Raw genomic sequence first — 14,445 nt, forward strand, 5'->3', positions numbered from 1 at the left:
ATTCTACCTCTAGGCCTCGCGAAAAGGTTGATCTCGCTCATGAGCCAAGCGCCTCTCGTCCTGGTGGACGGTTCCTCCTATCTCTACCGTGCCTTCCATGCCCTGCCGCCGTTGATGACATCGACCGGCCGGCCGACCGGCGCCGTGAAAGGCGTCCTCAACATGCTGCTGTCCCTGCGCAGACAATACCCGGACAGCCCCTTTGCCGTAGTCTTCGATGCCAAGGGCCCAACGTTCCGCGATGAACTCTTCGCCGACTACAAGGCCCATCGCCCGGCCATGCCCGATGACCTGCGCAGTCAGGTCGAGCCGCTGCACGCCTGCATTCGCGCCCTGGGCCTGCCGCTGCTCAATGTGGAAGGCGTCGAGGCGGACGATGTGATCGGCACTCTGGCCCGCAGCTGCGCAGCTGCTTCTCGTCCGGTGGTGATTTCCACAGGCGACAAGGACATGGCCCAGCTGGTCTGCGAGCATGTCACGCTGGTCAACACCATGAGCGGCAGCGTGCTGGACGTCGATGGTGTGAAAGAGAAGTTTGGTGTGGGGCCTGAGCACATTATCGACTTCCTGGCACTCATGGGCGACAAGATCGACAACATTCCCGGCGTACCGGGCATTGGCGAGAAGACGGCCTGTGGCCTGCTCAACGGGATTGGCGGCGGCCTGGACTCGCTGTATGCCAATTTGGACAAGGTGGCTACGCTACCGATCCGCGGCGCCAAGTCGCTGGCGGCCAAGCTCGAGCAGCACCGCGATCAGGCGTATCTTTCGTATCAGCTGGCAACTATCAAGATCGATGTTCCGCTCGACGTAAAATTCGATGAGCTGATGCCGGAGGAACCGCACCGCGAAGCGCTGATCGCCCTGTACAAGGAAATGGAATTCAAATCCTGGCTGGACGACCTGCTGCGGGAGGCCAAGGACAGCGGCGAGCCGCTGCCGCTGGGTGAAAGCGAGCAGGCGACGCTGGAGCTCGATTACCAGACGGTTCTGACCCAGGACGAATTCGACGCCTGGCTGGAAAAGCTGAAGGCGGCCGACCTGTTTGCCCTGGACACCGAAACCAACAGCCTGGACGCTCATCAGGCGGATCTGGCTGGTATCTCGTTCGCGGTAACAGCGGGCGAGGCGGCCTATGTGCCGGTTGCGCACAATTACATGGGGGCACCCGCCCAGCTTGACCGTGACGCCGTACTGGCTGCGCTCAAGCCGCTACTGGAAGACGAGACCAAGCTCAAGGTCATGCAGCACGGCAAGTACGACAAGAACGTCTTTGCCCGCTATGGCATCACCCTGCGCGGCATTGCCTTCGACACCATGCTCGAATCCTACGTGCTGGACGCCACCGCCACCCGTCATGACATGGACAGCCTGGCGCTCAAATACCTTGGCCATAGCACCATTCGCTTCGAGGATATCGCTGGCAAAGGGGCCAAGCAGTTGACCTTTGACCAGATTGCCCTGGAGCAGGCCGGCCCTTACGCCGCCGAAGATGCTGACGTTACCCTGCGCCTGCATCAGGCCCTCTGGCCCAAGCTGGAGGCCGTTCCGGCGCTGGCCAGCGTGCTGAAAGACATCGAGATGCCACTGGTGCCGGTACTGGCGCGTATCGAGCAGAACGGGGCCTATGTGGACCGCGATCTGCTTGGCGTGCAGAGCCGCGAGCTGGGTGAAAAGATGATCGCGTTGGAGAAAGAGGCTTACGAATTGGCCGGCCAGGAGTTCAACCTGGGCTCGCCCAAGCAGCTCGGCGAGATCCTGTTTGTGAAGCTAGGCCTGCCGGTGGTATCCAAGACCGCGTCCGGCCAGCCGTCCACGGCCGAAGCCGTGTTGCAGGAATTGGCCGACCAGGATTATCCGCTGCCCAAGGTCATCATGCAGCACCGCTCGATGAGCAAGCTCAAGAGCACCTATACCGACAAGCTGCCCCAGCAGATCAACCCGCACACCGGGCGTATCCACACCTCTTATCATCAGGCGGTGACGGCGACGGGGCGACTGTCTTCATCCGATCCGAACCTGCAGAATATCCCGATCCGCACCGCGGAAGGTCGCCGCATCCGTCAGGCCTTCATCGCGCCCAAAGGCTATAAGCTGATGGCGGCGGACTATTCGCAGATCGAGCTGCGCATCATGGCGCACCTGGCACAGGACGAAGGCCTGCTGCATGCGTTCCAGAACGATTTGGACGTGCACCGTGCTACGGCTGCCGAGGTCATGGGGGTGAGCCTGGACGAGGTAACCCATGAGCAGCGCCGCCGCGCCAAGGCGATCAACTTCGGCTTGATCTACGGCATGAGTTCGTTTGGCTTGGCCAAGCAGATCGGTGTGGATCGCAAGGAGGCCCAGGCCTATATCGACCGATACTTCCTGCGTTACCCCGGCGTGCTGGCCTACATGGAGCGCACCCGCGCCCAGGTCGTGGATCAGGGCTATGTGGAAACGCTGTTTGGCCGTCGTCTGTACCTGCCGGATATTCACTCCAAGAACCAGAACATCCGTCGTGGTGCCGAACGTGCGGCGATCAACGCGCCCATGCAGGGCACGGCGGCAGACATCATGAAGCGCGCCATGGTGCGTGTGGATGACTGGCTACAGCGTTCGGGTATTGATGCCCGCGTCATTTTGCAGGTACACGACGAACTGGTACTGGAAGTACGGGAAGATCTCGTCGAGACCGTGCATGAAGAACTCTGCCCATTGATGAGTGGTGCGGCTGAACTGGACGTACCGCTGCTGGTGGAAGCAGGCGTTGGCTGTAATTGGGACGAGGCGCACTAAAAAGACATGCAGAAGGCTCCGTTGGGGCCTTTTGCAGCGTTTTATGGCGAAATAGTGGCTAAAAGGAGCGAATTGGCTATCATCTTGAGGTTCAGGAATGAGTCTTCGAAAAAATAACAAGCGGTTATGACATTTTTTCGATGAACGGAGAACTTTTGTGAAGCCGTTCTGTCTGATTTTGTGAATGGCTTGGAGAAGCCCTTCGATGCTCCTTTGCTGTTTAGTGTTGGCAGATTAACGGACCCGCCCTAGCGGTCCGAACTTAAACCCCGATCTTTTCCCCTCCCCAATGAAGATCGGGGTTTTTTTTGCGTCTGGAAAAGTGCGGCAGAGGTTTTTGCCTGAACAAGAGCGGTAGCGCTTCGATGGACATGTGCTGCCTGCCTATGGCGCACCCACAATTCAGTGCGCCATGCTCCTGTGCTTATTCCACGTCGCTGGCCGCTTCGTCCTCAAGCAGCCCCAGCCATTGAGCCAACACCTTGTGGGCTTCTTCGATCCCCTGACGCTTGGGAGCCGAGAACAGCTGTACGCTGGCGTTGTCGCCCCAGCCTTTCTTGATGTCGCGCTGTACCTTGAGCAGTGCATTCTTGGCTGCGCCAAAAGCCAGCTTGTCGGCCTTGGTCAACAGAACATGGATCGGCATATGGCTTGCCTTGCCCCAGTCCAGCATCAGGAGGTCGAACTCGGTCAGTGGGTGGCGGATATCCATCAGCAAGACGATACCCACAAGGCTCTCACGGCTGCCCAGATAGGCTTCCAGGTGCTGCTGCCAGTGCTGTTTGAGCGGAATCGGGACCTTGGCATAGCCATAGCCAGGTAGGTCGACCAGACGTCTCTCCTCATCCAACTGGAAGAAGTTGAGCATCTGGGTACGGCCAGGGGTTTTGGAGGTACGGGCCAGGCTGGCATGGGTCAGGGTATTGAGTGCACTGGATTTGCCCGCGTTAGAGCGGCCGGCAAAGGCGACTTCGTAGCCAATATCCGGCGGGCACTGGTCCACCCGGGTGGCGCTGATCTGGTAGGTCGCTTGTTGGCAAAGGCCGATAATAGGGTTTTTGAACGTCATAGTAGGTCTCGATGGCGCCGCAGCGCTGCGACTCCCGCTTTCGCTCAGCGGAGCCGTCTCTATAGAATGATGCAGATTCTGTACGCATAGTATGCCTGGGGTCGAGCAGGCTGGCTTGCGTCCCGTACACAGGCGTAATGGATCGACGGATGAAAACACTGATGGTGAGCCTTTTGCTCACCCTGGGAGTCAGCATGACGGCCCAGGCCGCAGGCGATGTTGCCGCCGGACAAAGCAAGTCGATGGTCTGTGGTGCCTGCCATGGTCCCGATGGTAACAGCCCTATACCCAATTTTCCCAAGATTGCCGGTCAGGGCGAGCGCTATCTGATCAAACAGCTCCACGATATCAAGAGCGGCGCCCGGCCCGTGCCTGAAATGATGGCGTTCATGCCAGGCCTGAGCGATCAGGATATAGAAGACCTGGCGGCCTATTTTGCCTCCCAGAAGCCAGTGATCGGCGCCGCTGACCCTGCGCTTGTGGCTGCTGGCGAAGCGCTTTATCGAGGCGGACGTCTGGAGACGGGTCTGCCTGCCTGTACGGGCTGTCATGCGCCGGATGGTGTCGGCAATCGCCAGGCCGGCTTTCCCTTGCTTTCAGGCCAGCACGCCGCTTATACCCTCAAGCAGCTGACCGCTTTTCGCGAAGGACAGCGCGCCAATGATGGCGAAGCCATGATAATGCGCAGCATTGCCGGCAAGCTGTCTGACCAGGATATTTCAGCCTTGGCAACCTATATTGAAGGATTGCACTAGAGCTGTTTACGGTGCATCCCATTGGGTGGACGCGTTGAGAAGTTGAATCAAGCCTGAATGTCACGTTAAAAAGCGCCGCACCAGCCGTCATTTTGGTGGTTATGACCGCTACAATGGCAGACCCCGTCGCACGCTTCGATTGAAGCATGGCTTTATCCGGCGTGGCCTGCCTGCTGCGGGCTTCGCAGCATGGCCTTTCAGCCCAGGAGTAGATTAATGCGTAACCTGATTCTTACCGCTGTATTAGCCTTTTCCGGCCTGTTTGGTACGTTTGCCAACGCCCAGGAGATTGAGGCTGGCAAACAATACACGGAAATGAGCAACCCGGTCCCAGTGGCTACACCGGGCAAGATCGAAGTGGTCGAACTGTTCTGGTATGGCTGCCCGCACTGCTATGCCTTCGAGCCGACGTTGAATGCCTGGGCCAAAAAGCTGCCTGACGATGTGAGTTTCCGTCGCGTGCCGGCCATGTTTGGTGGTGTCTGGAACGTTCATGGCCAGCTGTTCGTGACGCTGGAAGCCATGGGCGTCGAGCAGAAGGTGCATGAGGCGATTTTTGCGACCATTCATAACGGCCAACAGAAGCTGGCCACTCCTGAGGAGATGGCGGACTTTCTGGCCAATCAGGGTGTTGATCGCGAGAAATTCCTGAGCACCTACAATTCCTTCGCTGTGAAGGGACAGGTCGAGAAGGACAAGAAACTGGCAATGGCCTACCAGATCAGCGGCGTTCCGACCATGGTCGTCAACGGTAAATACCGCTTTGACCTAGGTAGCGCAGGTGGTCCGGACCAGGCCCTGCAAGTGGCTGATTTCCTGATCCAGAAGGAACGCGCCGCCAAGTAATACCCTGCCGGGCCTGCCATTCTGGCGGGCCCTTCCAGGCGGCGCTGCTGGCTGAATCTTCCATGCTGCCCAACCAGCTGGCGCAGACCTGTCGCTATTTACAACCTGTATCACACTTCTGCTGTGTACGTTAAAGGCCGGGTTATTTCGGCCGTTACAACTGCCATGAACCTTATCGAAGCGATACAACCTGTGGCGTCTGCTAAAACATGCATAACGCTTTAGATTTACCCATGCTCTTTTCTCGGGGCCTGACATGAGCCAGGACGATCTCGAACGCTGGAAAAACAAGTACCTGGAGGTCGTCGAGCGCCAGGAAGAAGTGGAGGCGCGCTGGGAAGCGCGTCTTGACCTAGTACGCCGTGGCCTGACCCGCACCAGTATCGCAGCCGAAGGCAACGACAAGGCTGTGGATGAGTGTCTCCATGATCTGCGCAATATCCTGCGCCACGAGAACATGGACGACGAGCTCTCGCGCATGATTCCGCGTCTGGAGAAAACTGTACTCGAGTCGGAGCGTCGCCGTAGCGAGCGCGCCGAGCATGCGGCCAAGGCCTTTGCGGACCTGTCTCATATGCTGATGGCGCTACCGCTGCCTCGGGATATCCGCAAGTCGCTGAAGCGCTTTGCCAAGAAGGCGGCCAATTCAGCCGAGCAGCCAGGTGATTTCCCCAAACTGGTGATCGAGTTGAGCCGACTGCAGCGTCAGGCCCTGGAGGCTCAGGCCAATGCCCAGCCCCATAAGCCTGGTTTTCTGGAGCGGCTGCTGGGTAAGGGAAAGGAGGAGGCGCCTGTTATTGCCAAACCCGTACCGGCCCGGCATGACGAGGCGGATGACGAAGACGACCTGGATGACGAGCCGGCTTCGAGCGCTGCCGACCTGCCGGTGGTTGCGGAGCCCGCTAAGCCTGAGCAAGTCGTACTGCCCGTAGCAGAGGCGCCTCAGCCCTCGCCTATCACTGTGCTGATCGAGGGAGCCAGCTCTGCGGTCGAGCAGGAGCCGCTTGCCGAGCCTACTGCTCAGGCTGCGCCGATTGCTGCCATCGCACCGGATGTACCCAGCGAGACACCAGCCAGCATACCCGTTGAGGCTGAGGGCGATAAGCCTGAGGTCGCTGAGCCAGCAGAAACTGCTATTGAAACCGCTACTGTCGAAGACGAGAAGCCCGCCGAGCTAGAAGCCGCAGTAGAAGAGCCGTCTCAAGTCATGGAAAGTACTGAGGCCGAGCAGTCTAAAATGGCTATGGCTGAAGTTACGTCAGACGAGTCCCATTTTGATCTGCCACCACCGCCAGAGCCTGGATACAGCGCTATCGCTCCGCATATCGAGGCGACGCTGATTCATCTATTGGACGAGCTGCAGCTGCCGGATAGCCACAAACCGCAGGCTGAAGCCTTGCGCCAGCGCATGTTCGGACGGTTGAACTGGTATGAGCTGGTGCCGTTGCTGGATGACCTGTCGGGCCTGGTGCTTTCACTCAACGACCAAGGCCATCGCGAGTTCGAGGGCTATCTCAAGCAGCTCAATCAGCGCCTGGACAGCTTCCAGAATCATTTGCAGCAGGTCAACGAAGGCCATGACGAGGCTCGTGAGCAGGAGCGTTCCTTCAGCGAAGAGCTCCGTGAGCAGGTCAGTGACTTGCAGACTCATGTGCAGGAAGCCGCTGAGCCAGATAATGTGAAAAAGGCGCTGGAAAGCCGCTTGGATGGCATGCTGACTCATATGGAGCAGTATCAGCAGCAGCGTGAAGCGCGCGAGCTGGAAATGGCCGAGCGGCTGAAAACGCTTTCGGAGCGTGTGGTCAGCATGGAGCAGGAGGCCAACGACTATCGCTCCCACGTCGAAGAGCAGCGCAAGAAAGCCCTGACCGATCCGCTGACCGGACTGCCTAACCGTGCGGCCTGGACCGAGCGCCTGGATGCCGAGGTCTCGCTCTGGCAGCGTTACCATAACAGTCTGCTGCTGGCGGTGATCGACGTGGATCACTTCAAGCGGGTCAACGATGATTTCGGCCATCTGGCGGGAGACAAGGTGCTCAAGATCATCGGTACCCAGTTGAGCAAGAAGCTACGGCGGACCGACTTTATTGCGCGCTTCGGTGGAGAGGAATTTGTCGTCCTGTTGCCTAACACGTCCATGGAGGAGGGCGAGCCCCTGATTCAGGCGTTACGTGCAGCCATTGAAGCCTGCCCGTTTCATTTCAAGGGCGAGCGCGTCACCATAACCTGCTCGGCCGGCCTCACGGCGTTCCAGACAGGCGAAGGCAGCAAGCAGGCTTTCGAACGTGCGGATCAGGCGCTTTACCGCGCCAAGCGCGGAGGGCGGAACCGAATCGAGCTGGCCTGATGGCCTGCCATACCCTACAAAAGTTGTCCGAGGTTCTTGCGTCATGCGTCTGCTACTGCCCTTGTTATTGCTCTTCAGCACCTTGCTCGCCGGTTGTGCCGGTGGGCTTCGCATCAATACGGACCACACGGCCAAGGATCAGGACAGCCGTGTGCAATACATCGTGCTGCACTACACCGCGTCGGACTCGCAACGCTCTCTGGCCATGCTGACCCATGGCGGTGTAAGCGCCCACTATATGATTGACCGGGACGGCACGATCTACCGGTTGGTCGACGAAAATCGCCGTGCCTGGCACGCCGGGGAGAGCGAGTGGGAAGGGCGGACCTGGCTCAACGCGACGTCCATCGGGATCGAGATGGTAAACCTGGGCTTCCGTGACACGCCCACAGGACGTCAGTGGTATCCCTTCACGGAAGAGCAGATCAAGGCGCTTATCCCGCTACTCAAGGATATCCAGCAGCGTCACCACCTGGGGCCGAATGCCGTGATTGGCCATAGCGACATCGCACCGTCCCGCAAGCAGGACCCGGGCCCGATGTTCCCTTGGGCGCGTCTGGCCGCTGCCGGTATCATCAACTGGCCAACCCCGGCTACGGTCGCACAGCGGCAGGCCAGCCTGGGTGGCGTTCTCCCTCCGCCTGCGTGGTTCCAGCAGCAGCTGGCCCGTGTTGGTTATGCCGTACCGCAGACCGGCCTGCTGGATAAGGCGACCCGCGATGTGATTGCGGCCTTCCAGATGAAGTACCGCCCAGGTCGATTCGACGGTGAGCCGGATCTGCAGACGGCAGCCTTGCTGCTCAGCCTGCCAACGGGCCGTTAACCTCCCTTCGGGTTCGCGTCACGAACCTTGCCTAGCAGGCGCAGCAGCTGCGCCTGCTCATCGGCTTCAAGCGGTGCAAAGACAGCCTCCAACGCCTGCCGACGGGGTGCCTGCGCGAGCGTAAGCGCATGCCGGCCGGCATCAGTCAGGTGCACCAGGACCGCCCGGCGGTCATCCGGGTGGGGCTCACGGCGAACCAGTCCGTCACGTTCCAGTGCATCAATGGCATCTGTCAGGGTGCGGGGCGCGTGCTTCAAATGTTCCGCAAGCACACCGGGGCGACAGGGGCCGAGCTTATCCAGAAGGCTCATGACCTTATAACGGGCAAACGAGAGCCCCGAGGCTTGCAGCGCGCTATCCAGATGCTGACGCATGCTGCGCTTGATGTCGTGCAGGGCTTCGGCAATTTCAAAAATGGTTGACATGGTGCATCACTTATCTTGAATATAGTGAGGAACCTCAATGAATGGGTCCTCTTTAATGACTGCATCATTTCATAGCCGCACGGCAGATTCCAGTACACGTCACGTTTTTCAGCGCGTCCGCCATGAACTCAAACGTCGCTGGGCCCAGGTCGTCCGCCGTGAAAGCCTGGGTGGCGATATGCTGCGCCTGACCTTTGGCGGCCCGGATCTCGCGGATTTCAACAGCCCGGCCTTCGATGACCATATCAAACTGTTTCTCCCAGCCGATGGGGCGCCTATCCGCAGCGTTCCGCTGGATAGACTTGTGGGCCGCCATTACACGCCGCGCCGCTATGACTCTGCTACCGGTGAACTCGACATCGACTTTTACCTGCACGAAACAGGTGTAGTCACCGCGTGGGCTGCCCAGGCCCAGCCGGGCGATGAGATCGTGATTGGCGGTCCCAGAGGCTCGATGCTTCCGCCCAGCGACTTTGACTGGTATCTGCTGGCTGGTGACGAAACGGCCCTGCCGGCCATGGCACGCCGTCTTGAGGAGCTGCCCGCCGACAAGACAGCTATTGCGCTGGTAGAGGTAGCCCGACCAGGCGGCGAAATCCCCTTGCCGAGTCAGGCGGCCGTGACGCTGATCTGGGTCTACCGCGAGACGACGAGTGATTCGCTGGCGGACTCGCTGGCGCGATTGCAACTGCCCGCAGGTGAAGGCTACGCCTGGATCGCCAGTGAAGCCGGTGCTGCACGTGCCGCTCGGCAGGTGATGATCGAACAGCACGGACTGCCTCGCGAATGGGTCAAGGCAGCCGGCTACTGGAAACGCGGCGAAAGCGATCAGCACGTGAAGCTTGAAGATTGAACACAACCACCTCTTCCTCAGCTCCTGCGGGCAGTGATGGCCTGCCAACGCCCCGGCGCTATCAGGCCATTACGGCGCTGCTGGCGGCCATCAGCATGACAGTTCTGGATTCGGGCATTGCCAATCTGGCGCTGCCTACCATTGCCCAGGCACTTGATGTTTCCGCCGCGCAGTCAGTCTGGATCGTCAGTGCCTATCAGCTGGCGCTGGTGGCCCTGCTGCTGCCCTTGGCAGCGTTGTCCGAGCGGATCAGTCTGCGGCGTATATTCGGCGCCGGGGTCTGTCTGTTCAGCCTGGCGTCGCTCGGGTGTGCCCTGGCGCCGGATCTCTTCTGGCTGGTGCTGGCGCGAGCACTTCAGGGCATTGGGGCTGCTGCCATCATGTGTGTCAGCGCTGGCATCGTAAAGCTGACCTATCCCAGGCATCTGCTGGGACGGGGCATCGGTATCAATGCGCTTTGCGTTGCCCTGGGGTCAGCCCTGGCGCCCAGCTTGGGCGCCGGGATCCTGGCCCTGGGCGGATGGCCCTGGCTGTTTGCGATCAACCTGCCCATAGGACTGGCTGTCCTGATGCTGCTCAAGGCCTTGCCGGATAACCCACGGGCGCAGCGCCGTATCGATCCACTCAGCGCACTGCTCAATGTCGGCTTGTTCTGCGGTGCCATCGGTGGGCTTGAGCGACTGGCAGTAGAGCCCCTGCAAGGTGCTGCGCTATTGCTCGTGGCGGTCGGCTGCCTGTGGGGGTTGTTACGTCGTGAACGGGGTCAGACGGCGCCGCTGCTGCCGGTGGATCTGCTTGAACACTCAGCGTTCCGCCATGCGATCATGGCGTCCATCTGCTCGTTCGCTGCACAAATGCTGTGCTTTCTGGCTATTCCGTTCTACCTGCAGCATCAGTTGGGGCTCATGCCGGTACACGTAGCCTTGCTGATGCTGTCGTGGCCGCTGACGGTGGCCGTGGCCGCTCAGGTCGCCGGGCGTCTGGCGGATCGTTACCGCCCCCAGACGCTGTGCATGCTGGGTGGGTTGGGTATCGCCCTGGGGTTGGGAATTACCGCGGTCTGGCCGCTGGCAGAAGGACAAGGCCCACTGGTGGCTTTCATGATCATCGGCGGGCTGGGCTTCGGCTTTTTTCAGGTGCCCAACAACCGGGTCATGCTGACGTCCACGCCGTCTTCCCGGACCGGAGCGACAGGAGGCATGCAGGCGACTGCACGGCAGACCGGCATGGCTCTGGGCGCCGCCGCGCTGGCCATCCTGCTGCATCTGTGGCCGGAGGGAGCGCCTCGTCTGGGGTTGGCCCTGGCTTCGGCATTGGGTCTGCTGGCGGCCTGGATCAACTGGCACGTGCCCAAGGAAGACAAGGCATGAAAAAGCCGCCCGGTGGGCGGCTTTTGCGTTCAGGTTGGCAGTGTCATGAAGAATTGCGTTCCCTGGCCCGGTCGCGAGACGACACCAATGCGCCCGCCGTGGAGCTGAATGATCTCCTTGCAGAGCGCAAGGCCAAGACCGGCACCGCCTTTCTTGGTACCAATCTGCACAAACGGCTCGAATACCCGGCCTTGTTGGGCATAGGCGATCCCTTCACCGTTGTCCTGTACAGCCATAAGCAGGCGATCGTTCTGACGCATGGCCTGAAGCGAGACGCGGCCACCTGCAGGGGTATGGCGAAGGGCATTGCTGATGAGGTTGTCCAGCACCCGGCCCATTTGTGCCGGGTCCAGCGTGACGCGGGGAAGCGGGGTGTGCAGCAGTTCCACCACCAGCTCGACCGACTTGTCCCGAGCGGCATCGGCATGCCGTGCGCGGGCCTGATCGAGCAGCTCGCTGACTTCACTCGGGACCTTCTCGGGACGTTGCAGGCCGCTCTGATAGCGTGAGAAGTCCAGCAGGTCGTTGATCAGGCGGACCAGGCGATGGGTTTCCTCATCCACTGTCTGCAGCAGGTAAGCCTCGCGCGAGTCTTCGGGAAACTTCAGGCGCTCCTGCAACAGGGCAAAGGCCATGTGCATGCCGGTTACTGGCGTCCGTAGCTCATGGGAAGCTCGCAGGACGAACTCGTTGCGGACCCGGTCGAAGGCGCGCTGCTCGGTCACATCACGCAGGACCATCAAGGCACCAACGCTGCGGCCGTCGGCATGGTTGACCGGCGTGACTGTCCAGGCGAGCAGGCGTGTCTCACCCGCAATATCGATCTGCAGATCTTCCGGGACAGCTTCCAGCGTCTTGCCAGACAGGACACGCTGGACGGCTTCGTCGATATCCGGGCGTTGCAGGGCCGCGCCCAGGAGCTGACCCTGACGCTCGTCATCCCAACCTAGCTGACGGTTCGCCACCGGGTTGGCATGTTCGATATGTCCGAGGTAGTCGAGGATGATCAGGCCGTAGTCGATACTGTCCAGCACCGCTTGAAGACGACGTTGCCCGGCCACCAGGGCCTCGATGTTGGTCTGGCTCAGCTGACGCAGGGACTCGGCCATGGAGCCGAAGCGGCGACTCAGCAAGGCCAGCTCGGTCACCTTGGAGGTCGGCAGGGTAATGTCGAAATGCCCTTGGCTGATCTGGTCGGCTGCCTTGGCCAGCGAGTCGATGGGACCGCCAAAGCGACGAGCAATGGTGTTGGCCGTTGCAAATCCAATCCCCAGGATAGCCAGCCCGACGAGCCCCAGCAGCACGGCAATCAGCGTGGCCCGGTTATGGGCGTGCTGCTGGGTACTGTCCATGTCGCTGATAAAGCTGGTCTGCAGGTCATACACCTGATTGCGCAGGCTGTTGACCAGGTCCAGAAAAATCTTGTTTTCCCTGAGCGCAGAGTATCCATCCGGTGGATTGCCCAGCATCTTGTAGTACTGGTTGTACTTGCTCTCGAGCTGACTCAGCTGCTGGATATCGTCCGGATGGCTGACCAGGCTCTGGGTCGTGGCCAGGTAGTTGCGAAACTCCTGATCATGATTGCGAAGCTGATTAGCGTCCGGCGCCCCATCCATGAGCGAGTACAGCTCGTTGCTCAGCTCCTGCCGCATGCCCAGTGAGGCGTTGATGAACAGCAGCGTGTGCTTGTTGTAACTCTCCTGGCTATTGGAGAACTGCAGGACACTGACCAACCCGATAATGAGTCCGAGCAGCGCAACGGTAATGAGCGCGGAAATGCTCAGGAACAGGCGTGTCCTAAGTTTTATCGGAAGCTTCATAGCCCGTACTGCTTGCGTTTACGGTAGAGCGTCGACGAGTCGATGCCGAGAATTTTGGCGGCCTGATCCTACGTCTCGCTTGTCGCCATGACCGCCGCAATATGCGCCTTCTCGAGCGCTTCCAGGCTCATGGTCTCACCCACACGCGGAGCGCTACTGGCGGAGCTGGGCTGTTCGGTCAGGCCAAGGTTGGTAACGTCCACCAGATCCTTGCTGCAGATAATGCTGGCGCGCTCGATTACGTTGCGCAGCTCGCGGACGTTGCCGGGCCAGTCATACTTGCGCAGCGCTTCCTTGGCTTCCTCACTGAATCCATGGGCCGGACGGCCATAGTCCTTGACGAAGCGGGCCAGGAAACGCTCGGCCAGATCAATGATGTCTTCCTTACGCTCGCGAAGCGGCGGCAGGGTCAGCACGATGACGTTCAGGCGGTAGAGCAGGTCTTCGCGGAACTCACCTTCCGCCACCATCTGCTCGAGGTTGCGGTTGGTCGCGGCAAGAATGCGTACATCCGCACGGCGCGTGACCGGATCGCCCACCCGCTCATATTCCTTATCCTGGATGAAGCGCAGCAGCTTGGGTTGCAGGGCAAGCGGGAAATCACCGATTTCGTCGAGAAACAGAGTACCGCCATCGGCTTGGCTGACGCGACCCAGGGTGCTTTCACTGGCTCCGGTAAACGCGCCGCGGGTGTGGCCGAACAGCTCGCTTTCCATCAGGTCGGCGGACAGGGACGGGCAGTTGATGGTGACAAAGGTTTTCTTGGCGCGGCGGCTCCAGGCATGGATGGAGCGGGCCAGCTCACCCTTGCCGGAACCGGATTCGCCCAGAATAAGAATATTGGCGTCGGTCGTAGCGACCTGTCGGGCCGTTTCCAGTATCGACATCATGGCCGGACTACGGGATTCCAGACCCAGGCTGGACTTGCGTACTTCACCTTCGAGCGCTTCAAGGCGAGCGGACAGCTGGCGAAACTCCAACTGCTTGGCCGCGGCCATGCGCAGCTGATCAGGGCTGCAAGGTTTAACCAGGTAATCGGCAGCACCAGCCTGCATGGCATCGACCGCTGTATCCACCGCCGAATGGGCGGTAACGATGACTACCCGCATCCAGGGTGCCTGGATACGCATCTGTTGCAATACATCCAGACCGTTGTCCTCGCCCAGGCGTAGGTCGAGAAAACAAAGGTCGTATACCTGTCGTAGCAGCAGGGCTTCGGCCTGAGCGGCCGAGTTGGCCGTAGCGACACTATAACCAGCATCTTCAAGGCAGAAACGGAAAGTACGCAGGATCGCTGCCTCGTCATCGACGAGAAGAATCCTTCCGCTCGGTTGATCCATGGAATGTTCTCCGTAG

The 14,445-nt window shown here is 60.1% G+C and carries 10 protein-coding genes and 1 pseudogene; 7 read left to right on the forward strand and 4 right to left on the reverse strand.

The genetic code is table 11. From position 1 onward, the window contains the following. Nucleotides 1–39 precede the first annotated feature (39 nt). Nucleotides 40–2,781, forward strand: a complete 2,742-nt coding sequence (gene polA / locus PLU01S_RS01540) for a DNA polymerase I (RefSeq protein ID WP_074821305.1) — start codon at nt 40–42, stop codon at nt 2,779–2,781. A 424-nt stretch (nt 2,782–3,205) separates the two neighbouring features. On the opposite strand, the gene yihA is transcribed toward polA, so the two are convergent. Further along, nucleotides 3,206–3,850 carry a ribosome biogenesis GTP-binding protein YihA/YsxC gene (gene yihA, locus PLU01S_RS01545; RefSeq protein ID WP_074821308.1) on the reverse strand — a complete coding sequence of 215 codons (645 nt, stop codon included), beginning with the start codon at nt 3,848–3,850 and terminating at the stop codon, nt 3,206–3,208. A gap of 149 nt (nt 3,851–3,999) precedes the next feature. Here yihA and PLU01S_RS01550 point away from each other — a divergent pair, with 149 nt between their 5' ends. From PLU01S_RS01550 to PLU01S_RS01565, 4 genes are all read left to right on the forward strand, one after another. Beyond that, on the forward strand, nt 4,000–4,605 hold the full coding sequence (locus PLU01S_RS01550) for a c-type cytochrome (protein ID WP_074821311.1): 606 nt from the start codon (nt 4,000–4,002) through the stop codon (nt 4,603–4,605). A gap of 216 nt (nt 4,606–4,821) precedes the next feature. Continuing rightward, the gene (locus PLU01S_RS01555) at nt 4,822–5,451 is read left to right on the forward strand and encodes a thiol:disulfide interchange protein DsbA/DsbL (RefSeq protein WP_010796554.1); all 630 of its coding nucleotides are present in this window, start codon (nt 4,822–4,824) and stop codon (nt 5,449–5,451) included. Nucleotides 5,452–5,707: 256 nt separating this feature from the next. Beyond that, nucleotides 5,708–7,798: a GGDEF domain-containing protein gene (locus PLU01S_RS01560; RefSeq protein ID WP_074821314.1), complete on the forward strand. Its 2,091-nt coding sequence runs from the start codon at nt 5,708–5,710 to the stop codon at nt 7,796–7,798. A gap of 43 nt (nt 7,799–7,841) precedes the next feature. Then, nucleotides 7,842–8,621 (forward strand): N-acetylmuramoyl-L-alanine amidase, encoded by a 780-nt coding sequence (locus PLU01S_RS01565; RefSeq protein WP_074821316.1) that lies wholly within the window; start codon nt 7,842–7,844, stop codon nt 8,619–8,621. On the opposite strand, the gene PLU01S_RS01570 is transcribed toward PLU01S_RS01565, so the two are convergent. Further along, a complete protein-coding gene (locus PLU01S_RS01570) occupies nt 8,618–9,046 on the reverse strand; it encodes a MarR family winged helix-turn-helix transcriptional regulator (RefSeq protein WP_074821319.1) in 429 nt (142 codons plus the stop codon). The genes PLU01S_RS01565 and PLU01S_RS01570 overlap by 4 nt on opposite strands. A 55-nt stretch (nt 9,047–9,101) precedes the next feature. Between PLU01S_RS01570 and PLU01S_RS01575 the strand changes: the two genes are divergently transcribed. After that, nucleotides 9,102–9,899, forward strand: a complete 798-nt coding sequence (locus PLU01S_RS01575; RefSeq protein WP_037029906.1) for a siderophore-interacting protein — start codon at nt 9,102–9,104, stop codon at nt 9,897–9,899. Beyond that, nucleotides 9,896–11,269, forward strand: coding sequence for an MFS transporter (locus PLU01S_RS01580; RefSeq protein ID WP_074821320.1), 1,374 nt, complete (start codon nt 9,896–9,898; stop codon nt 11,267–11,269). The genes PLU01S_RS01575 and PLU01S_RS01580 overlap by 4 nt, the downstream gene beginning before the upstream one ends. 29 nt (nt 11,270–11,298) lie before the next feature. Here the strand turns inward: PLU01S_RS01580 and PLU01S_RS01585 are convergent, their stop codons facing one another. Continuing rightward, nucleotides 11,299–13,089, reverse strand: coding sequence for an ATP-binding protein (locus PLU01S_RS01585; RefSeq protein ID WP_074821324.1), 1,791 nt, complete (start codon nt 13,087–13,089; stop codon nt 11,299–11,301). Then, nucleotides 13,086–14,429, reverse strand: a pseudogene (gene algB / locus PLU01S_RS01590) (sigma-54-dependent response regulator transcription factor AlgB). The gene PLU01S_RS01585 and the pseudogene algB overlap by 4 nt, the downstream one beginning before the upstream one ends. Between the last annotated feature and the right edge of the window lie 16 nt (nt 14,430–14,445).

The sequence above is a fragment of the Pseudomonas luteola NBRC 103146 genome, from assembly GCF_002091675.1.
Classification (GTDB): Bacteria; Pseudomonadota; Gammaproteobacteria; order Pseudomonadales; family Pseudomonadaceae; genus Chryseomonas; species Chryseomonas luteola.

Excerpts from the sequence above, each read along its gene's own strand:
- PLU01S_RS01585 (WP_074821324.1), bottom strand. The coding sequence starts at position 13,089 with ATGAAGCTTCCGATAAAACTTAGGACACGCCTGTTCCTGAGCATTTCC.
- PLU01S_RS01570 (WP_074821319.1), bottom strand. The coding sequence starts at position 9,046 with ATGTCAACCATTTTTGAAATTGCCGAAGCCCTGCACGACATCAAGCGC.
- PLU01S_RS01550 (WP_074821311.1), top strand. The coding sequence starts at position 4,000 with ATGAAAACACTGATGGTGAGCCTTTTGCTCACCCTGGGAGTCAGCATG.
- yihA (WP_074821308.1), bottom strand. The coding sequence starts at position 3,850 with ATGACGTTCAAAAACCCTATTATCGGCCTTTGCCAACAAGCGACCTAC.
- PLU01S_RS01575 (WP_037029906.1), top strand. The coding sequence starts at position 9,102 with ATGACTGCATCATTTCATAGCCGCACGGCAGATTCCAGTACACGTCAC.
- PLU01S_RS01565 (WP_074821316.1), top strand. The coding sequence starts at position 7,842 with ATGCGTCTGCTACTGCCCTTGTTATTGCTCTTCAGCACCTTGCTCGCC.
- PLU01S_RS01560 (WP_074821314.1), top strand. The coding sequence starts at position 5,708 with ATGAGCCAGGACGATCTCGAACGCTGGAAAAACAAGTACCTGGAGGTC.
- PLU01S_RS01555 (WP_010796554.1), top strand. The coding sequence starts at position 4,822 with ATGCGTAACCTGATTCTTACCGCTGTATTAGCCTTTTCCGGCCTGTTT.
- polA (WP_074821305.1), top strand. The coding sequence starts at position 40 with ATGAGCCAAGCGCCTCTCGTCCTGGTGGACGGTTCCTCCTATCTCTAC.